The 20,704-nt window shown below is 34.9% G+C and carries 17 protein-coding genes; 11 read left to right on the plus strand and 6 right to left on the minus strand.

Annotation, left to right across the window (positions count from 1 at the left end; all coding sequences use genetic code 11):
- Nucleotides 1-94: 94 nt before the first annotated feature.
- Nucleotides 95-2,914, minus strand: a complete 2,820-nt coding sequence (gene uvrA, locus LS70_RS08340) for an excinuclease ABC subunit UvrA (protein WP_034289605.1) — start codon at nucleotides 2,912-2,914, stop codon at nucleotides 95-97.
- 122 nt (nucleotides 2,915-3,036) lie between these two features.
- Between uvrA and LS70_RS08345 the strand changes: the two genes are divergently transcribed.
- Together LS70_RS08345 and LS70_RS08350 are read left to right on the plus strand one after the other, a co-directional pair.
- Nucleotides 3,037-4,152: a pyridoxal-phosphate-dependent aminotransferase family protein gene (locus LS70_RS08345; RefSeq protein ID WP_034289608.1), complete on the plus strand. Its 1,116-nt coding sequence runs from the start codon at nucleotides 3,037-3,039 to the stop codon at nucleotides 4,150-4,152.
- A gap of 3 nt (nucleotides 4,153-4,155) precedes the next feature.
- Complete coding sequence (locus LS70_RS08350) at nucleotides 4,156-5,208, plus strand: NAD-dependent epimerase (RefSeq protein WP_034289610.1); 1,053 nt, start codon at nucleotides 4,156-4,158, stop codon at nucleotides 5,206-5,208.
- A 39-nt stretch (nucleotides 5,209-5,247) separates the two neighbouring features.
- On the opposite strand, the gene LS70_RS08355 is transcribed toward LS70_RS08350, so the two are convergent.
- Both LS70_RS08355 and LS70_RS08360 read right to left on the minus strand, forming a co-directional pair.
- Nucleotides 5,248-5,544, minus strand: coding sequence for a YciI family protein (locus LS70_RS08355; RefSeq protein ID WP_034289612.1), 297 nt, complete (start codon nucleotides 5,542-5,544; stop codon nucleotides 5,248-5,250).
- A gap of 26 nt (nucleotides 5,545-5,570) precedes the next feature.
- Nucleotides 5,571-5,951: a histidine triad nucleotide-binding protein gene (locus tag LS70_RS08360; protein WP_034289615.1), complete on the minus strand. Its 381-nt coding sequence runs from the start codon at nucleotides 5,949-5,951 to the stop codon at nucleotides 5,571-5,573.
- A gap of 109 nt (nucleotides 5,952-6,060) precedes the next feature.
- Between LS70_RS08360 and pheS the strand changes: the two genes are divergently transcribed.
- From pheS to serA, 7 genes are all read left to right on the plus strand, one after another.
- A complete protein-coding gene (gene pheS, locus LS70_RS08365) occupies nucleotides 6,061-7,059 on the plus strand; it encodes a phenylalanine--tRNA ligase subunit alpha (protein ID WP_034289617.1) in 999 nt (332 codons plus the stop codon).
- Nucleotides 7,056-9,410, plus strand: coding sequence for a phenylalanine--tRNA ligase subunit beta (gene pheT / locus LS70_RS08370; RefSeq protein ID WP_138109418.1), 2,355 nt, complete (start codon nucleotides 7,056-7,058; stop codon nucleotides 9,408-9,410). The genes pheS and pheT overlap by 4 nt, the downstream gene beginning before the upstream one ends.
- Nucleotides 9,407-10,711: a 3-phosphoshikimate 1-carboxyvinyltransferase gene (aroA, locus tag LS70_RS08375; protein WP_034289619.1), complete on the plus strand. Its 1,305-nt coding sequence runs from the start codon at nucleotides 9,407-9,409 to the stop codon at nucleotides 10,709-10,711. Before pheT ends, aroA begins: the two co-directional genes overlap by 4 nt.
- Before the next feature lie 7 nt (nucleotides 10,712-10,718).
- Nucleotides 10,719-11,543, plus strand: coding sequence for a 4-hydroxy-3-methylbut-2-enyl diphosphate reductase (locus tag LS70_RS08380; RefSeq protein WP_034289622.1), 825 nt, complete (start codon nucleotides 10,719-10,721; stop codon nucleotides 11,541-11,543).
- A gap of 64 nt (nucleotides 11,544-11,607) precedes the next feature.
- Nucleotides 11,608-13,290: a 30S ribosomal protein S1 gene (locus tag LS70_RS08385; RefSeq protein WP_052083385.1), complete on the plus strand. Its 1,683-nt coding sequence runs from the start codon at nucleotides 11,608-11,610 to the stop codon at nucleotides 13,288-13,290.
- A 15-nt stretch (nucleotides 13,291-13,305) separates the two neighbouring features.
- The gene (locus LS70_RS08390) at nucleotides 13,306-13,788 is read left to right on the plus strand and encodes a hypothetical protein (protein ID WP_034289625.1); all 483 of its coding nucleotides are present in this window, start codon (nucleotides 13,306-13,308) and stop codon (nucleotides 13,786-13,788) included.
- A 14-nt stretch (nucleotides 13,789-13,802) separates the two neighbouring features.
- Nucleotides 13,803-15,386 (plus strand): phosphoglycerate dehydrogenase, encoded by a 1,584-nt coding sequence (gene serA, locus LS70_RS08395; RefSeq protein WP_034289629.1) that lies wholly within the window; start codon nucleotides 13,803-13,805, stop codon nucleotides 15,384-15,386.
- Nucleotides 15,387-15,534: 148 nt separating this feature from the next.
- Here serA and dnaJ read toward each other — a convergent pair whose 3' ends face one another.
- Nucleotides 15,535-16,650 (minus strand): molecular chaperone DnaJ, encoded by a 1,116-nt coding sequence (gene dnaJ, locus LS70_RS08400; protein WP_034289632.1) that lies wholly within the window; start codon nucleotides 16,648-16,650, stop codon nucleotides 15,535-15,537.
- A 172-nt stretch (nucleotides 16,651-16,822) separates the two neighbouring features.
- On the opposite strand from dnaJ, the gene recR reads away from it, so the two are divergent.
- Both recR and LS70_RS08410 read left to right on the plus strand, forming a co-directional pair.
- Nucleotides 16,823-17,395: a recombination mediator RecR gene (gene recR / locus LS70_RS08405; RefSeq protein WP_034289635.1), complete on the plus strand. Its 573-nt coding sequence runs from the start codon at nucleotides 16,823-16,825 to the stop codon at nucleotides 17,393-17,395.
- A gap of 9 nt (nucleotides 17,396-17,404) precedes the next feature.
- On the plus strand, nucleotides 17,405-18,649 hold the full coding sequence (locus LS70_RS08410; RefSeq protein WP_034289638.1) for a potassium/proton antiporter: 1,245 nt from the start codon (nucleotides 17,405-17,407) through the stop codon (nucleotides 18,647-18,649).
- Here LS70_RS08410 and LS70_RS08415 read toward each other — a convergent pair.
- Both LS70_RS08415 and waaA read right to left on the minus strand, forming a co-directional pair.
- Complete coding sequence (locus LS70_RS08415) at nucleotides 18,633-19,475, minus strand: RluA family pseudouridine synthase (protein ID WP_081949764.1); 843 nt, start codon at nucleotides 19,473-19,475, stop codon at nucleotides 18,633-18,635. The two genes, LS70_RS08410 and LS70_RS08415, sit on opposite strands and share 17 nt — an antisense overlap.
- Nucleotides 19,476-20,687 (minus strand): lipid IV(A) 3-deoxy-D-manno-octulosonic acid transferase, encoded by a 1,212-nt coding sequence (waaA, locus tag LS70_RS08420; RefSeq protein ID WP_034289641.1) that lies wholly within the window; start codon nucleotides 20,685-20,687, stop codon nucleotides 19,476-19,478.
- Nucleotides 20,688-20,704 lie beyond the last annotated feature (17 nt).

Here is a 20,704-nt window from a genome sequence, read left to right on the forward strand (position 1 = left end):
TGATTGTAGAATCTTTAGGAAGCATTACCTTTAATTTTATCTAGCCATTCTTTAAGTGTTTTCTCAAAACCTTTAGGAAGCCATTTGACGAAGGTTAAAACCCTAACTCTTTTGCTAGGAATTTTCCTGTATGGCTTCCTGTTTTTTTGTAGCGTTTTGCGATTCTTTCTGGTGTGCCACTATCCACGACTAAACCTCCATTGTTTCCACCCTCTGGTCCAATATCTACGATAAAATCTGCATTTTTTATCATATCTAAATTATGCTCAATAACAATCACACTATTACCTAAATCTGTGAGATGATGTAATACGCGCACAAGTCTATCCACATCGGCAAAATGTAAGCCGGTGGTTGGCTCATCTAAGATATAGAGCGTTTTGCCTGTATCTTTGCGACTTAACTCTTTTGCTAGCTTGATTCTTTGCGCCTCTCCACCACTTAACGTAATAGCATTTTGTCCTAATGTGATGTAGCCTAACCCTACATCTTGTAAAGTTTTTAGCTTTTGATAAATTTTTGGAATCTTAGAGAAAAACTCACATGCTTCATCAACACTAAGTGTTAGCACTTCCGCGATATTTTTTCCTTTATAGGCAATCTCTAGCGTTTGTGTGTTATAACGTGTGCCATTGCAAGCATCGCATTTTACTAGAATATCTGGTAAGAAGTGCATTTCAATTTTAATCTCACCTTCCCCCATACATTTTTCACAACGTCCGCCTTTGACATTAAAACTAAAGCGACTGATTCCATAATTGCGAATTTGTGCTTCTTTGGTTTGCGCAAAGAGGTTTCTAATCTCGTCCATTGCTCCTGTATAGGTCGCTGGATTAGAACGCGGAGTTCGTCCTATTGGGCTTTGGTCAAGATAAATGACTTTATCAAGTTTTTCTAATCCTAAAATCTCTACACCATCAACCTTTTTTACCTTTTTGCTATTGTTTAAAAGTTCTTGAGCGACTGGGAGTAGAGTTTGCAGAATCAAAGAGCTTTTTCCACTACCGCTAACGCCTGTGATACAGACAAAATTACCCAAAGGAAGTTGCACATTTAGATTATGGATATTGTTGATATTTACATTGCAAATCTCAATCCATTCAATTTGCGCTCTTCGCATAAAGTATTCAATCTTTTTTTCACCATTTAAATATTGTGCGGTTTGGGTGTTGCTTTTTAGCAGTTGTGTAAGATTTCCGCTAAAAACAACTTCTCCTCCAAACTTCCCAGCACCCGGTCCAATATCTACGATAAAATCCGCGTGTTCAATGGTTTCTTTATCGTGTTCTACAACAATCACGGAATTTCCCTTTTGCTGCAAACTTCTTAGGGTTTTAATCAGCTTAAGTGTGTCGCGCTCGTGCAATCCGATACTAGGTTCATCTAGCACATACATTACACCTGTTAGCCCGCTACCAATCTGGCTTGCGATTCTAATGCGTTGGGATTCTCCCCCGCTAATGCTTCTTGCATCACGCCCTAAGCTTAAATATCCTAAACCCACATCATAAAGGAAGTATAGACGTTCGCAAATTTCTTTTAAAATGGGTTCTGCGATTCTTGTTTCTTGTGTGTTTAGGTGGGTGAAGTTGTTGGGATTTGCAAAAAATCCATAGCATTCTTCAATGGGCAAATCTAATAAAACCCCAATATTTTTATTAGAAACTTTAACAGCTAGACTTTGAGGAAGTAAGCGGTGTCCCTTGCATTCTTCACAAGTTTTTTCACTCATATAATCACTTAAATCTTTGTTATCTTTAAACATATCATGGGCAATAGAGATTACTCCAGCCCAAGCGCGTTTGAGTTTAGTATTTTTCCAATTTAGTTCAACTTCATTATTGCTTCCATAAAGGATTAATTTTTGTTTGTGCTCTTCTAAATCTTCAAAAGTTGCTTTTGGGTTGATTGCATTAGCGAGACAAAAAGCGCGAAAAAGCTCATTGTAGTAGCTTTTGTTAAAACCATAAATAATTTTGATTCCACCCTCGCTTAAGGGCAAGTTTTTATCAATAATTTTTTTGGTGTCAATTGTATAACGAATCCCTAAACCATCGCATTTTGGACAAGCTCCCTTTGGAGAGTTAAAAGAAAAACTAAGTGGCTCTAGCGGAGTGAAAGAAACTTTGCAATCAAAGCAAGCTAAATGCTCGCTATAATGCACTAAAGTCGGTTTTTCTTTCTCTCCATTTAGAATCTCAATTTCTACTTCCCCATAGGATTCTTTTAAGGCTTTTTCAATGGCTTGCGCGATTCTGTCTTTGTTATCTTCTTTGACAACAACGCGGTCAATCACGACTTTTATAGTGTGTTTTTTTGTTTTTGCAAGATTGACTTCTTCGTCTAAGCGCACAAGCACACCATTAATCTGTGCTCTTACATAACCTTTTTGGCGCAAAGATTCTAGCTTGTCTTGAAAGCTTCCTTTTTTCTCGCGGATTATTGGGGATAGGATTAAAATTTTGGAATCTTCTTTGATTTTTAACACTTCTGCAATAATATCGCTTGCGTGCATTTTAGAAATAGGCTTGCCACACAAATGGCAGTGCTGCACACCAATACGCGCAAAAAGCAAGCGAAAATAATCGTAAATTTCTGTGATTGTGCCAACTGTGGAGCGGGGATTCTTACTTGTTGTTTTTTGGTCAATCGCAATAGCCGGTGTTAAACCCTCAATCTTATCCACATCGGGTTTGCCGATTTTATCTAAAAATTGTCTTGCATAGCTTGAAAGCGATTCTATATATCTGCGTTGCCCTTCTGCATAAAGTGTATCAAAAGCAAGCGTGCTTTTGCCACTTCCGCTAAGCCCTGTCAAAACAACAAGTTTATTTTTAGGAATGCTTAGATTGATATTTTTGAGATTATTTTCTTTGGCATTTGTGATGATGATATGGTCAAGTGGAGAATCCAAAACAAGTCCTTTAGGTAAAATAAATCGTTAATTATAACAAAATAATTCTAGTAATACCTTGTTAATTAAAAGTTAGTAAAACTTGCGTTATAATTATTTAAATTTACTTTGGAGGAGATTTTATGTTACTTTTCACACCGGGTCCTACACCTGTCCCAGAATTTGTCCGCACGGCAATGAGTGAGCCCACAATTCACCACCGCACTCCAGAATTTGAAGAAATTTTTGCAAAAACACGTGCTTTGCTAAAAGAAGTCATAGGGCTTCCTGAAGTGCTAATGCTTGCTAGTTCTGGTAGCGGTGCTATGGAAGCTTGTGTAACTTCTCTATGTGCAAAAAAAGTTTTAACTATTAATAGCGGAAAGTTTGGAGAACGTTTTGGAAAGATTGCTAAGGCATTTAAGATTCCTAATGTTGAGATTAAGAATCCTTGGGATATACCGGCAAGTTTAGAACAAGTGATGGACGCACTTAAAGCAAATCCTGATATTGATGCTTTTTGTATTCAAGCGTGTGAGAGTGCTGGGGGGTTAAGACATTCTTATGAAGTGATTGCAAAAGCTATAAAAGAATATAATTCTGAAATTATGGTGATTGTAGATGCAATCACTGCAATGGGAGTAGAAAAACTTGATGTAAGATATGTTGATGCGCTTATTGGGGGTTCTCAAAAGGCATTTATGTTGCCACCTGGACTTAGTATTATTGGTCTTAGTCAAAAGGCAATAGAAAAGATTCAAGAACGCGATGTGGGCTTTTATTTTAATCTCAAAACAGAACTTAAAAATCAAGTGAAAAATACAACTGCTTGGACTGCGCCAACTACGATTATTATTGGACTTTGTGCATTTTTGGAAAAAGCAAAAGAGATTGGCTATGATACAATTTATCGCCAAACAAAGGCGCGTTCTTTAGCAAGCGATGCAGCAATGGAGGGGATTGGGCTAAAAATTTATCCAACAATTCCTGCTTTAAGTATGACTTGTGTGTGTCATAATGAGAGCGATAAGATTAGAAAAGTGTTAAAGGAATCTTTTAATGTCAATGTTGCTGGCGGGCAAGATGATTTAAAAGGAAAAATTTTTAGAATTAACCATATGGGAATGATTGATATTAGTGAGATTTCTTGGGTTGTGAATGCAGTAGAGTTAAGTTTGGATACGCTTGGAATCCATAAGTTTAATGGGCTAGCAAATCAAATTTTTATGGAACAATATTTTAAAATTTTAGAGCAGTGAGTTATGAAGATTTTAGTAACGGGAACAGCAGGGTTTATTGGGTCATTTCTCGCAAAACGATTATTAGAGCGTGGAGATGAAGTTGTTGGGCTTGATTGCATTAATGATTATTATGATGTGCGCATTAAATATGGACGTTTGCAAAATGCTGGAATCGCACAAAATGCAGTCGCTTATAATACATTAGTGCAAAGTGATAAAAGTCCAAATTATCGTTTTGTGCAGTTAAATTTGGAAGATAGAGAGAATCTTTTTAAGCTGTTTGAAAATGAAAAATTTGATAAAGTTTGTAACCTTGCTGCGCAAGCGGGTGTGCGTTATTCTCTTGTGAATCCTTATGCGTATGTGGAGAGCAATATCGTAGGATTTGTTAATATTTTAGAGGCGTGTAGGCATTATAATATTAAACATTTAGCTTATGCTTCTAGCTCATCAGTGTATGGATTAAATGAAAATATGCCTTTTAGCACAAGTGATAATGTAGATCACCCTATTAGCCTTTATGCTGCGAGTAAAAAAAGCAATGAGCTTATGGCGCATACATATTCTTATCTTTTTGGATTGCCAACAACAGGTTTGCGATTCTTTACTGTTTATGGTCCTTGGGGGCGTCCGGATATGGCGTTGTTTTTATTCACAAAAGCGATTTTAGAAGGCAAGCCTATTGATGTGTTTAATCATGGAGAAATGTTGAGAGATTTTACCTATGTCGATGATATTGTAGAAGGTGTTGTGCGCGTGATTGATAATAATGCAGAATCTAATCCACAATGGAGTGGTAAAGCACCTGACCCGCATAGCTCAAAAGCTCCGTATAAAATTTATAATATTGGCAATAACAACCCTGTGCGCTTAATGGATTTTATCGAAGCTATTGAAAAAGAGCTTGGCATAAAAGCGCAAAAAAATATGTTCCCTTTGCAACCCGGTGATGTTCCAGCGACTTATGCAAATGTTGATGACCTTATGCGCGAGTTAGATTATAAGCCAAATACAAGCATACAAGAGGGAATTAAAAATTTTGTTGCTTGGTATAAAGAGTTTTTTAAGGTGTAAAAAAGATTCCAACGCATAAAGCGTATGGAATCGTATTTGTTATTTTAAAAATTCTTCTAAAAGTGTGTGGTGTAGCACAGGTGCAAATTCTAAGATTTGGTAAGTGGCTGCATTATTTTTTGCATAAGGGTCATTTTTAAAAAAAGTCTCTGCAGATTCTTTAGAATCAAATTTTCCGATAATGATTCCGCCTACTTTTGGATTCTGTGGTCCGCTTGCTAGCAAATGTCCATTTGTGTAGCCTTTGCTTAAAAATGCGCGGTGTTCTGGCAAGATTTTTTCAATCTCGTTTAATGGTTTTGTATATGTTACTAACACGACAAATAAATTTTGCATAGTTTATCCTTTCTTGTATCTCTTTCTTACATTCCCTTTTTTGCTTCTTCTAAGCGTTCTTTTTCGGAGATGTTTTGCGCGAGATTGTCCCAGCGTAGTTTTGCTCCACCTAAAATATGAAAATGTAAATATGGAATCTCTTGTCCGCCATCAATGCCTACATTACTAATAAGACGATAGCCACTTTTGTCAAGCCCTAAAAGTCTAGCAACTTCTTGAATAAAATTTGTAAGCCCTACCATTTCTTGGGGGTTTAACTCTTGAAAATCTTTTGCAAATTTTTTAGGAATCACTAAAATATGGATAGGAGCTTTTGGTGCTATGTCGTGAAATGCTAAAAAATCATCATTTTCTAACACTTTATTGCAAGGAATCTCGCCTTTAATAATCTTCTCAAATACGCTCATTTTCTAACCTTTCTATTTGTTAAATTTATGGAATTTTACCGAAATATTAAGCAAAGTAAAAATATTTTTTTATACAATCTCATCATTACTTTATAAAAGCAGGAAGACAATGGAATCTATATTTTCTAAGATTGACAATGCGCAAAATACGACAGAATTAGAAGAAATCCGCATTTTAGTAATGGGAAAAAAAGGCAGTTTGACTGCGAAATTTGCAGAACTTAAAAATTGCGATGGAGAGGATAAAAAAAAGGCACTTGCAAAAGAATTAAATCTCTTAAAAATGCGCTTTGAAAAGGCTTTAGCAGATAAAAAAGAAGTGTTGAGTTTAAAAGAATTAGAAGCAAAATTAAATGCAGAAAAAATTGATGTTTCTCTTTTTAGCTCAAGTAATCTTAGAGGTGCAAACCACCCTATAATGCTGATGTTAGATAGGATTGTAGAGTATTTTATAGGAATGAATTTCTCGCTAAAAATGGGACCTTTGGTAGAAGATGATTTTCATAATTTCGAAGCATTAAATCTGCCAAAATATCATCCTGCAAGAGATATGCAAGATACTTTTTATTTTAAAGACGGAAAGCTATTGCGCACACACACTTCGCCTGTGCAAATCCGCACAATGGAATCCGAGCAACCCCCTATTCGCATGATTTGTCCGGGAAATGTGTTTAGATGTGATTATGATTTGACGCATACGCCGATGTTTCACCAAGTGGAAGGTTTAGTTGTCGAAAAAGGTAAAGATTCTGTGAGTTTTGCACATCTTAAGTTTATTTTAGAGGATTTTTTGAAATTTATGTTTGGAGATGTAAAGGTGCGATTCCGTTCTAGCTTTTTTCCTTTTACAGAGCCAAGTGCAGAAGTGGATATGAGTTGTATTTTTTGTAAAGGTTTGGGTTGCCGTGTATGCTCACACACTGGTTGGTTAGAAGTGCTTGGGTGTGGTGTTGTCGATGAAAATGTTTTTAAAGCAGTAGGTTATGAGAATGTTAGCGGCTATGCTTTTGGGCTTGGAGTAGAGCGTTTTGCAATGCTTACATATAGTGTGCCAGATTTAAGGGCATTTTTTGAGAGTGATTTAAGAATTTTGGAGCAATTTAAATGATTTTTACACGTAGTATTTTAAGCTATATTTTACCGCTAGAAAATATTACTAGCGAAATGATGTGTAACACTTTAAATAAAATTGGGCTAGAGGTGGAATCTTTTTGTAAGGTGGTTGCGCCAAAGAAAGTGGTTGTAGGAAAGATTTTAGAATGTCAAAAACATCCTAATGCAACAAAGCTAAATGTTACACAAGTGGCAATTGGAGGTGTAGAAGGTGCGTATGAGACGCGTCAAATTGTGTGTGGTGCTCCAAATGCAAGGGAAGGGATTTATGTAGCTGTTGCGTTAGAAGGAGCGAAGTTACCAGAGATTACTATTAAAAAAGCAGTATTAAGAGGGGTTGAGAGCTGTGGAATGCTTTGTTCTTCAACAGAGCTTGGATTCCCAAAAATCAATGATGGTATTATGGAGCTTGATGCTAGCATTGGCGAGCTAGTTATTGGTAAAGAGTTAAGTGAATATCAACTTTTTAATGATGAGATTTATGAGATTTCTATCACGCCAAATCGTGGAGATTGTATGAGTTTAATGGGGGTTGCTAGGGATTTGAGTGTTGCATTTGAACTAGAGCTTAAGCCATTAAATCCTCCAAAAGTTTCAGATAATGCACCCGGAATTGGGCGTGTGTTGCAGATTATGACAAGTAATAAGTATGATTCTTCTTTGTTATTTCAAGCAATGGAAACAAAACCTAGTGTATTGCCATTGTGTGTGAATGTTTTACTCGCACATAATGGAATCTTAGAAAACTCTTGGCTAAAAGATGCGCTTAGTTTTAGCACACTTTTTAGCGGAGTGATTTTAAATGCTTATCCACAAAGTTTTTGTCAGCTAGATGGACAAAAGATTGTTTTAACGCTTAAAAAAGATGAGAGCGGGCTTGAGAGTATTTATTATGAAAATAAAAAATTATCTATTATTGGTGTGAATCTTTGCACTTATGAGAGTAAAGAATCTTTTGGAAAAGAAAAAGAATTTATCGCGTTAGAGGCAAGTTATATTGCCCCAGAGATTATTGCACAAAAAGTAATGGAAGCAAAGGCAAAAGTGGATACAAAAGTCTTTCAACGCACTTCAAGAGGAAGTTCTCCTGATTTAAAAGTGGGATTATCGGTGCTTTGTGGGCTACTTTTGGGCGAAGAAGGGGTTTTATATACAGATGCACAAGAGCTTATTGGAATACAACCAAAGAATCCTGTTACTATTGATTTATCATTAATGGGAAGTATTATTGGAGTGAAGCTAGAAAAATTACAAGTTGTTAATATTTTAAAAGGGCTTGGCTTTAGAGTAGAAATTTCAAGTGATGAAAATTTTATTATTGCAGAACCGCCATTATTCCGTCATGATATTACAGGATTGCAAGATGTAGCAGAAGAGATTATCCGTTTTTATGGAATTGATAATGTGCCAAGTGAGCCATTGCATTTTGTGCAGCACAATCAAGGGGATAGTGCTTTAAACACATATCGTTTAAGACGTAATTTGGCACAAAAAGCTATTGGGGTTGGCTTTAATGAAACGGTGCATTTTGTTTTTGAAAATAGAGAGAAGTTGCAAGGTTATGGATTTGAAGTCTTAGAAGATGCATTAGATTTGTTGAATCCTATTACGCAAGATTTAAACACACTGCGCAGCACGCTTTTGCTTGGGCTTTTAAGAGCGTTAGAGCGGAATTTTAATAATGGATTTAGTGCTGTGAGTTTGTTTGAAATGGGTGCTGTGTATAACAAAAAGCGTGAGCAAGGCACAAATATGGCGTTTGTTCAAAGCGGTTTGCTAAGTGAGGAACGCTATCCTAACGCAAAAGGGATTGAGGGAAGTTTCTTTGGTTTTTGTGATAGGATTGCACGTATTATAGGGGAGTTTGATTTACAAGCATTTCAAAGTGCAATTCAGTTATTCCATAGTGGGCAATGCGCAAAGGTTATCCAAAATGGTAAAGAAGTTGGGATTATTGCGACATTGCACCCAAAGGTTGCAGAAGAATTTGGACTAGGCACAACATATCTTTGTGAGCTAAATATGGAAGCTTTACAAAAAAGGATTCCGCAAGTGAAGATGTATTCTAAATTCCAAAAAGCGCAAAGAGATTTAAGTGTGGTTTTAGATGAGAATATCCCTTATTACAAAGTTAGAGCTTGTATAGAATCTTTAAAACTGCCAAATATCGTAGGATTCTATCCATTAGATATTTATAAGGATTCCACTTTACAAGATAAGATTAGTTTAACAATGCGTTTTGCATTGCAATCAGATACTAAGACGCTTGAAGAAAAAGATATTAATGCGACAATGGAAGTTGTTTTAGAAGAGCTTAAAAAGACTTTCGGAGTAGAGCTACGATGAAATTAGAAGTTAGCAAGGCTCAAGCATTTAAACTTGATACAAGTAAAATTGCCGCAGATAAGTCAATCTCGCATCGTTGTGCAATGTTTGCATTGCTAAGTCATCAACCAAGTTTTGTGCGGAATTATTTAGAAGGTGAAGATACATTAGATACTTTAGAGATTGCTAAAAAACTAGGTTTGCAAGTCAAAAAACAAGATAACGGATTGCTTTTGACTCCGCCAGAGTGCATAAAAGAGCCAAATACAATTTTGTATTGTGGTAATGCAGGAACTGCAATTCGTTTATATCTAGGGCTTTTAAGTGCGCAGAATGGAATCTTTGTGCTAAGTGGCGATATGTATTTAAATAAACGTCCTATGAAACGTGTCGTAGATCCTTTAAGGAGTATAGGGGCAGAGATTTTAGGCAGAGAAGAAGGGAATTTTGCCCCTTTAGTTGTGGTAGGAAATCCGAAGTTAAAATCTTTTTGCTATACAAGTAAGATTGCAAGTGCGCAAGTCAAATCTGCAATGCTTTTAAGTGCATTATTTGCTGATAATAAAAGTGTGTATAAAGAGCCAGAGCTAAGCCGTGATCATAGTGAAAAAATATTGCTTGGCATGGGAGCGCAGATAGAATCTAATGTGCAAGAAAATGGTGCAGTAGAGATTGTGATTCAGCCTTTAAAGAGAAAATTAAAACCTTTGAATTTAGAGATTCCAGCTGACCCTTCAAGTGCCTTTTTCTTTGCTTTAGCGATTGCAATTACTCCAAATGCAAGTGGAATCTTGCGGAATGTATTGCTCAATAAAACGCGCATTGAAGCTTTTAGAATCCTAGAGAAAATGGGCGTAAATATTACATATAAAGAAACTTCTAAAACTTATGAAAGTATCGGAGATATTATAATTTCTGCTCCAAAGGAATTGCAAGCGGTAGAAGTTAGCGAAAAAATGTCGTGGTTAATTGATGAGATTCCAGCATTGGCAATCGCAATGGCGTGCGCAAAGGGAGTGAGTATCGTAAGAAATGCAGCAGAATTGCGCGTGAAGGAAACAGATAGGATTAAAGCAGTTGTGCAAAATCTTAAATTGTGCGGTATTGATGCGCAAGAGCTCGATGATGGATTAAAAATCAAAGGTGGAGAGTTTAAGAAAGCTTGCGTGGATAGCTTTGGCGACCATAGAATCGCAATGAGTTTTGCGATTGCTGGGTTAAAAAATGGAATGGAGATTGAAAATGCAGAATATATTAATGTTTCTTTTCCAAATTTCTTAGAGATTTTAAGCTCTATTACAATGGTTTGTCAAAAAGGATAGTTAGAAAGTGGAAGTAAAATTAGCGAAAAATTATGGATTTTGTTTTGGGGTTAAGCGCGCTATTGAGTTAGCAGAGAAAAAACTAAATGGAATCACATTAGGTCCATTGATTCATAATGCAAAAGAGATTAATCGTTTAAAAGAAAAATTTAATGTTGTGGTGAATGAAAATATTCAAGAGATTCCACAAAATGCTGAAGTGATTATCCGCACACATGGAATCCCAAAGCAAGATTTACAAAAACTCAAAGAAAAAACAAATAAGATTACAGATGCAACTTGTCCTTTTGTAACAAAACCACAAAAGATTTGTGAAGAAATGAGTGCTAAGGGTTATCAAATTATTATATTTGGCGATATAAAACATCCAGAAGTTAAGGGTGTAATGAGCTATTGTAGCAATAATCCTATTGTTGTGGAAGATTTAGAATCTTTAAAACAAGTAAAGGTGCATGATAAAGTTGCTCTTGTTTCCCAAACGACAAAAAATATTAATCTTTTTTTGGAGATTGCTAATTATTTAATTAGTCATTGTTCAGAATGCAGAGTGTTTAATACGATTTGTAATGCGACTTTCGATAATCAAGATTCTGCTAGGAATTTAGCAAAAGAAGTCGATGTAATGGTAATAGTTGGAGGGAAAAATTCGTCAAATACAAAACAACTTTATAATATCTCTAAAGAATATTGCAAGGATTGTTATTTGATTGAAGATTATTCGGAATTAGATTCTGTATGGTTTTTAGACAAAAAATTATGTGGAGTAACTGCTGGTGCTTCTACACCTAATTGGATTATAGACAAAGTTGTAAATGCAATCAAAAAGTATTAGTTTTATACTTTTAAAAGGCTAGTTTGACTAAAATTCCAAGATTTATTTTTTTAAAAGGGTGCAGATGGCTGTTGTAGGTATTAATACACAAGAATTAGAAAAGATTGTCATTGATGAAAATGAAGACTTTGCTTCAATGTTTGAACAATTTGAAAAAAAAGAAAGTGAGCGTATTTCTGAAGGAAATATTGTTGCAATTGAAAATAATCAAGTGATTATTGCAGTTCCCGGAGAAAAAAAAGAAGGGATTGTAGCACTTGATGAGATTTTAGATGCACAAGGGAATTTGTTGTTTAAAGTGGGGGATACCTTGCCAATCGTTATTACAGGCAGACGCAATGAACAACCAATTGTATCTTATAAAAAAGCAGTGCGTAGAGAAAAAGTGCGTCAATATATCCAAAGTTTAGGTAATGATTACAAAGATAAAGTTATTGAAGGTGTTGTGGTAAAACGCAACAAAGGTGGATATGTCGTTGAAAGTGGTGATATTGAATTTTTTATGCCAAAGTTTGCTGCAGCTTTTAAGGAAGGTAGCAAGGTTGAAGGTAAAAAAATCAAAGCTTGTATTATCAATGTAAAACCTGAAGAAGATAGTATCGTCATTTCACGCAAGCGTTTATTTGAGCTTGAAAACACAATAAAAAAAGATGCCGTAGATAATCTTTTAAAAGAAGAAGGTGTTTTAGAAGGCAAAGTTAAGAAAATTACAAGTTTTGGAATGTTTGTAGATGTTAATGGTGTAGAAGGTTTAGTGCATTATACAGAGATTAGTTATAAAGGTCCTGTTAATCCTTCAAAACTTTACAAAGAAGAAGATATTGTGCCTGTTAAAGTTTTGAGCTATGATAAAGATAAGAGACGTCTTGCATTATCGATTAAGGCAACAACTGAAGACCCTTGGAAAGAAGTAGAAAACGAGCTTGAAGTTGGAGATGCGATTAAGGTTGCTGTGAGCAATATTGAACCCTATGGTGTATTTGTGGATTTAGGGAATGATATTGAAGGATTCTTGCATATCTCTGAAATTTCTTGGAATAAAAATATTCAAAATCCAGAAGAGTTTTTGAAAGTTGGACAAGAAATTGATGTAGAGGTGATTGAGATTGATTCAAAAGGTCGCCGTTTAAGAGTATCTTTGAAGAAGCTTTTGGATAAGCCTTTTGATCAATTCGCTAAGAAGCATAAAGAAGGAGAAGTTTTAAAAGGCGTTGTTGCGACTCTAACAGATTTTGGTGCGTTTATTAAACTTGATGGAATTGATGGTTTGCTACATAATGAAGATGCGTATTGGAATAAAAATGAAAAATGCAAAGATTTGATGAAAATTGGCGAGAGTGTTGAGGTAAAAATTGCTAAGATTGATCGTCAAAAAGAGCGTATTTCTTTAACACGCAAAGGATTGATTGCATCTCCTGTCGATGAATTTGCAAAGAAATATTCTTTAGATGATGCGGTGGTTGGAACGGTTAGAGATATTAAAGATTTTGGTGTATTTATTAAGATTGATGATGCTATGGATGCGTTAATTCGCAATGAAGATTTAGTGCCTCTTAAAAAAGAGGAAATTAAAATTGGCGATAAGATTAATGGTGTTATTTCTCTAATTGATGCACAAAATAATAAAGTTCGTGTGTCTGTGCGCCGTTTAGAAAGACAAAAAGAAAAAACAAATCTAAAAAACTTTAATGATAATGCAAGTGATAAGATGACTTTAGGGGATATTATCAAAGACCAAATCTCTTAATGAGGGTTTAAGAATATGCAAACTAGGTTGTTAATTGGTGTTTTTTCAATCTTTACTTGCATATTGTTATTTGTTTTGATTCGTAATTATATCGGAGCGATGAATATTTATGAATTGCCAGAGATTAGTCCTTATGAGTTGGCAAAACCCAGTGATATGCAGTCGTATTCTTCTCCTCCGGATTGGATAAATCGCCTCTCTGGGCAAAGTGAGAGAGAGTTTATTTATCCTGCCTCTGAATTACAAGTAAAACTTTTGTATGCAAATAATATTAAAAAGAATACAAAAGAAGTTTTTAGAGTTTCTGTGGGTGTGATTAATGATTATCAATTTTTTTGTATTAACCAAGTCTTTGGAGCGCATAACATCGAATATTCTTATTATAAAATAGGCGAAAATATTTGGCTTGTTGTCGCTACGGAAGATGAAAATCATTTGCGCAATGTTTTAGAACAATTGAGGCATTATGCAATTGATTATACTTTATCTAAAACTTAAAATGGAGGCTTTTGATGTCAAAATATACAATTATTATTTGTGATCATATCCATCAAAGCGGTTTGGATTTACTTTCAAAAGATGCAGATGTAACAATGTTAAATTTGGCGGATTTGCCAAAAGATGCGTTGAAGAAAGAGTTGCATAAAGCAGATGTAGCAATTACAAGAAGTTCTACAGATGTGGATACTGGTTTTTTGGATTCTGCATCAAAGTTACGCGCTGTTGTGCGTGCGGGTGTTGGAGTTGATAATGTAGATATTGAGAGCTCTAGCAAAAAAGGTGTTGTAGTTATGAATGTGCCAACCGCTAACACTATTGCTGCAGTTGAATTAACTTGTGCGCATATTTTAAGCGCAATTCGCAATTTTCCTGATGCGAATACTCAACTTAAAATAGAGCGCAAATGGAAGCGTGAAGATTGGTATGGAACAGAATTAAAAGACAAAAAGCTTGGTATTATTGGATTTGGTAATATTGGAAGTAGGGTAGGAAAGCGTATGAAAGCCTTTGAAATGGAAGTGATTGCTTATGACCCTTATATCAATCCAGCAAAAGCCACAGATGCTGGAATCGCATATACAAGAAATTTTGATGATATTTTAAGCTGTGATATTATCACAATCCATACTCCAAAAAATAAAGAAACAATCAATATGATTGATGCTCCACAGATTGCAAAAATGAAAGATGGTGTGATTTTGATTAATTGCGCGCGCGGTGGATTATATAATGAAGATGCGTTGTATGCAGCTTTGGAATCTGGTAAGGTTAGATGGGCGGGAATTGATGTTTTTACAAAAGAACCCGGCACAAGTAATAAACTTTTGGATTTAAAGAATATTTATGTAACGCCACATATTGGTGCTAATACATTAGAATCTCAAGAGAAAATTGCAATTCAAGCTGCACAAGCAGCGTTAGAAGCTGCTCGTGGTTCAAGTTTTCCTAATGCGCTGAATTTGCCTATCAAAGAGAATGAATTACCTAGTTTTATGAAAGCATATTTGGAACTTGTGCAAAAAATGGCATTTTTTGCAATTCAAATTAATAAAGATGAAGTGCGCTCTATTACTCTTGAAGCAGAAGGAGAGATTAAAGAATATCTTTCTTCTCTTTCAACATTTGCGCTTGTTGGAATCCTAAATGCCACAGTTGGCGATAAAGTCAATTATGTTAATGCTCCATATGTAGCGCAAGAACGTGGAATTGAAGTAAAGCTAGAAGGTAAGGAATCGCAAGGGATTTATAAAAATCAAATTAAACTTACGCTACTGACCCAAAAAGGCACATTTAGTGTAAGTGGAACTGTCTTTAATGAAAACACTCCAAAAATTGTAAATATTAATAATTTTGCACTTGATATTGAACCAAAAGGCAAAATGATTCTTTTTAGAAATGATGATACTCCCGGTGTTATTGGATTTGTTGGGACGACTTTAGCAAAACATAATATTAATATTGCAGATTTTCGTCTTGGACGCTATGGAAAAGAAGCATTAGCTCTTATTATAGTTGATGATGCGGTTTCTCAAAGTGTGCTAGATGAGCTTTCAAGTTTAGAGGCTTGCATTTCTATTAAATACGCTGTTTTATAGCTGCCCACCTCTTTTTGCGGGGTGTATAAATTTCTTAATTCATAATGTTTGGATTCTCTAAATTTAGCAATTTTTTTAAGTAGGGACAAGCAAGTATTAATTAGGAATCATATTAAAACTCTCCTATGGAGAGTTTAGGATTTTTGTATTATTTAAACCAGTTTTTAATCTTGTCCATTAAGCCTTCATGGCAAGCAATCGGTTTGGAATCTTCATAGCCAAAAGATTGATGAAGTTGTGTTAAAAGTGTGCGTTGATTTTCATCTAGTTTTTCTGGGTAAATGATATTAACAACTGCAATAAAATTTCCTTTTTTGCCACTATTTACGCTTTTAACTCCTTCCCCATAAAATACAAATTGTTGTTTATCTTTTACGCCAATTGGAATTTTTAAATCAAGCTCTTTTGTAAGTGCTGGAATCTTAATATTTCCTCCTAGCATTACAAGTGTGAAAAATACAGGAACTTCTAAATAAATATCATTGTGATGGCGGATAAAATGTGCATCTTCTTTAGCGTAAATTTCCACATACAAATCTCCGCGTGTGCCATCTGGCATTTTGTTTCCATGTCCTTGCACGCGGATTTGATTATTGCTATTTACACCCTCTGGGATTTTAACCTCAAATTTTTCTTTTTCTTCGTGGAATCCTTTTCCTGAACATTTCTCACATTTTTCTGCAACGATTTGTCCGCTTCCATGACATTTAGAACAAGTTTGAGCAAAAGTCATAAAACCTTGTGAAAATGTTTCTCTACCGCTTCCTTTACAAGTGCTACAAGTAGTAATTTTGCCATCTTTTGCTCCGCTTCCTTTACAAGCAGAACAAGCATTTTTATAAAGGATTTCAATTTCTTTTTTGCAACCAAAAACAGCTTCTTCAAAACTTAATTCAACTTCTATTGCTAAATCACGTGGATATTTTTCATTTTTCCTTTGCCTCGAAGTTCCTCCAAATCCACCAAAACCGCCTCCAAATACAGAATTAAAGATGTCAAAAATACTGCCTTCCATATCACTAAAGCCAAAACCGCTAGATTCTAAGCCTTTTTTGCCATAGGTATCATAAATTTGTCGCTTCTCTTTATCGCTTAATACTTGATAAGCTTCATTGATTTTTTTGAACATTTCTTCAGCATCTTTATCATCAGGATTCCTATCTGGATGATATTTTAATGCCATTTTTCTATATGCTTTCTTGACTTCATCTCCACTTGCGGTGCGTTCAATTTCTAGCACTTCATAATAATCAAATTCTTCCAAAAATATACTCCTAAAAGATGAAAAATAAACTTAGCATTCTATCGCAATAAAGTTTTATAAGCGGTTAAATTTAATTTTTTACAAAATTGAGTTTATAAGTAGAATTTTTATAGATTCTTAATTTAAACTTATTTATAATTACTAATTATGATTTTATTTGGACGATGGAGCAATGAAGTCTTATCCTGAAAATTTTGCAAAACTTGTAGAATCGCTAGAAAAGATTCCTAGCGTTGGGAGAAAATCTGCAATGCGTTTAGCATATTTTTTGGCATTTGAAGATAAATTTAGTGCTTTGCAGGTTGCGCATAATATTGAATGCTGTGTCCATGAATTGTGTGTTTGTGAGGAATGTGGTGGGATTACAAATCAAGCTGTGTGTGAGATTTGTTTGGATTCTACGCGCAATAATGGAGAACTTTGTATTGTCGCAAATCCTAGAGAGATTTTTTTGTTAGAGGATAGTGGAGAGTTTTTTGGGAAGTATTTTGTGCTTGATAGTCTTGAAAAGTTAGATTTGGAGCAATTAGAGAGAAGTATCGCAAAAAATCAAATTAAAGAGATTATCTTTGCATTTAGTCCATCGCTTGGAAGTGATAGTGTAATGCTATATTTAGAGGACAAATTAGAACATTTTGGGCTGTGTTTTACAAAAATTGCACAAGGTGTTCCAACAGGGGTGAGCTTGGAAAATGTAGACCAGCTTTCTATCATCAGAGCTTTGCAGTCGCGTATTAAAATTTAGAGAAATACAATGTTAGAGATTATTAATAATTTAGATGTATATATTGTTGTTGTTGGTATGATTTTATTTGCAAGTGTGTATGCAAGCAAAATTTCAGAGAAAATTGGATTGCCTTTATTGCTAATTTTTTTAATTTTGGGAATGTTTTTAGGCAGTGAAGGAGTTGTAGGGATTGACTTTGATAATACTCTTTTAGCACAAGTTGTTGGAAGTATTGCGCTAATTTTTATTTTATATAGTGGAGGGCTTGATACATATTGGGAGCAAATTAAACCAGTAGTTGTTAGTGGGGTTATGCTAGCAACTCTTGGAGTTTTGGTTACAGCATTAGTTTTGGCGGGATTTTTCTATGCGATATGGAATGTAACATTTTTAGAAGCATTATTGTTAGGCTCTATTGTGTCTTCTACAGATGCAGCAGCAGTGTTTATGGTGCTTCGCTCTCAAAAAATTAAACTTAAAAATAATATTAAACCTCTCTTGGAATTAGAATCTGGAAGCAATGACCCTATGGCAATTTTTCTTACTATTACTGTATTGCAACTTATTGTAATGCAAGAAAGTTCAACTGCATTAGAATGGTTTGTGCAGCTTATGGGACAATTTGCTATTGGTGGGGCAATTGGAGTTTTGTGCGGATATGTATTTCCAAAGATTTGCGCAAAAGCTAACATTTCTCAACCGGGTCTTTATCCGCTAATTAGTGTCGCGTGGTTATTTATGATATTTGGATTTTCTGCATTACTTGGTGGGAATGGATATTTAAGTATTTATATTGCTGGAATTATGACAAATCGTTTTGCTTTTCCATATAAAGCACATATTATTGCATTTCATGATGCAATTGCATGGATGATGCAAATTACAGTATTTTTAGTGCTTGGATTGCTCGTGTTTCCTTCGCAATTGACTGAAGTTGCTTTGCAAGCATTAGCATTTGTATTTGTTCTAATGTTTATTGCACGTCCTTTAGGAGTGTTTTTTTCTCTTGCGAAAAGTCGCTATGGTAGCAAAGAAAAATTTTTTATTTCTTGGGTTGGATTGCGTGGGGCAGTGCCAATTATCTTAGCGACTTATCCTTTTGTTTATCATTTAGAGCAAGCACAATTTATTTTCAATGTAGTATTTTTTATGGTTTTTATTTCTGTGTTAGTGCAGGGAATGACATTGGGTTTTGCGGCAAAGGTCTTGGGGATTATAGAGAAAGAAAATGTAGAATCTACAGAAGATCAAAATTTTAAAGATTATCTTTAAAGATAAACTCGCTAGGAGCATTAGAGGTAAAATCATATCCAAGTAAAGCAATATGCCTTGCATGGAGCAAGATACGATTTGCAGGTTTAGCACCATAGAGTGTATCTCCAACAATAGGGTGTTTTAGATGCGCTAAATGCACACGAATTTGGTGGGTTTTGCCTGTTTTGATTTGTATATCAAGTTTTGTTTTTTTGCCAGAGATTTCAATGGGTGTGATATGTGTGATGGCTTTTTGCCCTTCTTGTGTTTTGCTAACACTAACTTTAGCACTGCGTCCCTTTTGGATTAGCAAAGGTGCTGTGATTTCACATTCTTCTTCTAAGATTCCTTCGACAATGGCTGTATAGTGCTTTGTAACTTTGAGTTGTTTAAAAGCTTCTTTTGCTTTTAGATGAAAGGGGCTATTGTCTTTAACGAGCAATAAGATTCCACTTGTTTCCTTATCAAGTCTGTGTAAAAGCACCCATTGTGGATAGTTTTTGGCAATTTCTTCGCTAGTTAAAAAAGCTGGTTTTTCAAGAGCTAGGATATTCTCATCTTGAAAAATTTTTTTAATGCTATGGATTTGTTGGATATTAAAATGTGTATTTGGAGAGAGCAATCCACGTGCGATTAGAATTTTTTTTCCATTTGCACTTACTAATCCCCTATCAATCAAATCTTTTGCGACACTATTAGAAATATTTTCTTGTAATGCTAAGAGTTTATAAGCTTTTTGTGCATCTTTTGGAATTTTTGTGTGTGTTTGGGTGGAATCTTTTTTAGAGTTTTGTTGTTTGGAATCCTTTTTAAGGGCTTTTTTGTGAGATTTGTTAGATTGCATTTAGGTCTCCTTTATACTTTTGATGATTTTAGAAATTTCAAGATTTTGAGTGATGTAAGTGTTTTCTAAAGGGTTTTGTAGAACATCTGCAAGCTTATCTATCTCACAAATTATGCAGTTTTTCACGCTTGCAAATAAAGCTTCTTGATTAAAAATATAAGGACCACTAATTAATTTTGTGTGAAAATAGGCAGGTTCGATAGGGTTGTGTCCGCCGATATTTGGCAAAAAACTTCCTCCTAGAATTACACCATAGGAAATTGCGTAGAGATTGTTGAGTTCCCCTAGTGTGTCTAGTAAAATAAAAGGAGTATTAAGGGAGTTTTGTATGCCTTGTGTCGATGTTTTTTGTAACAAAGGAAGATTATTGGCTTGCAAGATTGCATTTAAGTCGCGTTCAACTTCTAAGAATCTTTCTGGGTGGCGTGGAGCAAAGAGGAAATGTGGAAGATTTTGGATTTGTTTTTTAGCGAAAAAGGCTTTTAAAATATTGTTTAAAATCAAGACTTCTTCACTTTGATTGTTTTTGCTATGAGTGCTTGCAATCACCCATAAAGGAGCATTTGGAGCAGTATAGGATTGATGAACTTGTGGAATTTCAGCAAGTTTGAGATTGCCAAAGATTTGGATATTTTTTGCACCTAGAGATTCTAAACGGGTTTTGTCTATTGGGCTTTGGCAAAAAATTTTTTGGATAAAAGTAAAGAGTTTTGCATAAAAAAAACGGAATCGCAAATAACGCGGATAGGAACGCGTAGAAATTCTAGCGTTAATAAGCAGTGTTTTTGCTCCTTTTACATGTGCGCAAAATAAAGGCATTAGCCATAATTCTGCTTCTGTTAGCGTTAGGCTGATAATTTGTTTGCCCTTTAGCCAAAAAGGGATAAAGCTTTCAAAAGGTAAATAGGCAATCGTGCAATTTGGATAAAGTTTTTTTGCTAGATTAAAGCCTGTTTGTGTAGTGGTCGTTAATAAAATTTTGTGGTTTGCATCAAGGGAGCTTTGTAGAGAATTAATAATGCTTTGCATGGATTTAACTTCACCAAAAGAACAAGCGTGAATCCAAAAATATGCACCTTTTGGTAATGGCGTTGGGATAAAGAAACGCTTTTTTAAGGAAACTTTATATTTTTGTTTGAAACTTAAAAGAAAAAGAAAAGGTAGGGCGCAAAAATGCACCATACACATTAGAAAATAATAGGCATAAACCATACATAGTTTATTTATAA

It is taken from the genome of Helicobacter sp. MIT 11-5569 (genome assembly GCF_000765695.2).
Taxonomy (GTDB): Bacteria; Campylobacterota; Campylobacteria; order Campylobacterales; family Helicobacteraceae; genus Helicobacter_D.

What these genes read in the sequence shown, in the direction of transcription:
- LS70_RS08345 (WP_034289608.1), top strand. Translation starts at nt 3,037, where the DNA reads ATGTTACTTTTCACACCGGGTCCTACACCTGTCCCAGAATTTGTCCGC.
- LS70_RS08350 (WP_034289610.1), top strand. Translation starts at nt 4,156, where the DNA reads ATGAAGATTTTAGTAACGGGAACAGCAGGGTTTATTGGGTCATTTCTC.
- LS70_RS08355 (WP_034289612.1), bottom strand. Translation starts at nt 5,544, where the DNA reads ATGCAAAATTTATTTGTCGTGTTAGTAACATATACAAAACCATTAAAC.
- LS70_RS08360 (WP_034289615.1), bottom strand. Translation starts at nt 5,951, where the DNA reads ATGAGCGTATTTGAGAAGATTATTAAAGGCGAGATTCCTTGCAATAAA.
- pheS (WP_034289617.1), top strand. Translation starts at nt 6,061, where the DNA reads ATGGAATCTATATTTTCTAAGATTGACAATGCGCAAAATACGACAGAA.
- pheT (WP_138109418.1), top strand. Translation starts at nt 7,056, where the DNA reads ATGATTTTTACACGTAGTATTTTAAGCTATATTTTACCGCTAGAAAAT.
- aroA (WP_034289619.1), top strand. Translation starts at nt 9,407, where the DNA reads ATGAAATTAGAAGTTAGCAAGGCTCAAGCATTTAAACTTGATACAAGT.
- LS70_RS08385 (WP_052083385.1), top strand. Translation starts at nt 11,608, where the DNA reads ATGGCTGTTGTAGGTATTAATACACAAGAATTAGAAAAGATTGTCATT.
- LS70_RS08390 (WP_034289625.1), top strand. Translation starts at nt 13,306, where the DNA reads ATGCAAACTAGGTTGTTAATTGGTGTTTTTTCAATCTTTACTTGCATA.
- serA (WP_034289629.1), top strand. Translation starts at nt 13,803, where the DNA reads ATGTCAAAATATACAATTATTATTTGTGATCATATCCATCAAAGCGGT.
- recR (WP_034289635.1), top strand. Translation starts at nt 16,823, where the DNA reads ATGAAGTCTTATCCTGAAAATTTTGCAAAACTTGTAGAATCGCTAGAA.
- LS70_RS08410 (WP_034289638.1), top strand. Translation starts at nt 17,405, where the DNA reads ATGTTAGAGATTATTAATAATTTAGATGTATATATTGTTGTTGTTGGT.
- LS70_RS08415 (WP_081949764.1), bottom strand. Translation starts at nt 19,475, where the DNA reads ATGCAATCTAACAAATCTCACAAAAAAGCCCTTAAAAAGGATTCCAAA.
- waaA (WP_034289641.1), bottom strand. Translation starts at nt 20,687, where the DNA reads ATGGTTTATGCCTATTATTTTCTAATGTGTATGGTGCATTTTTGCGCC.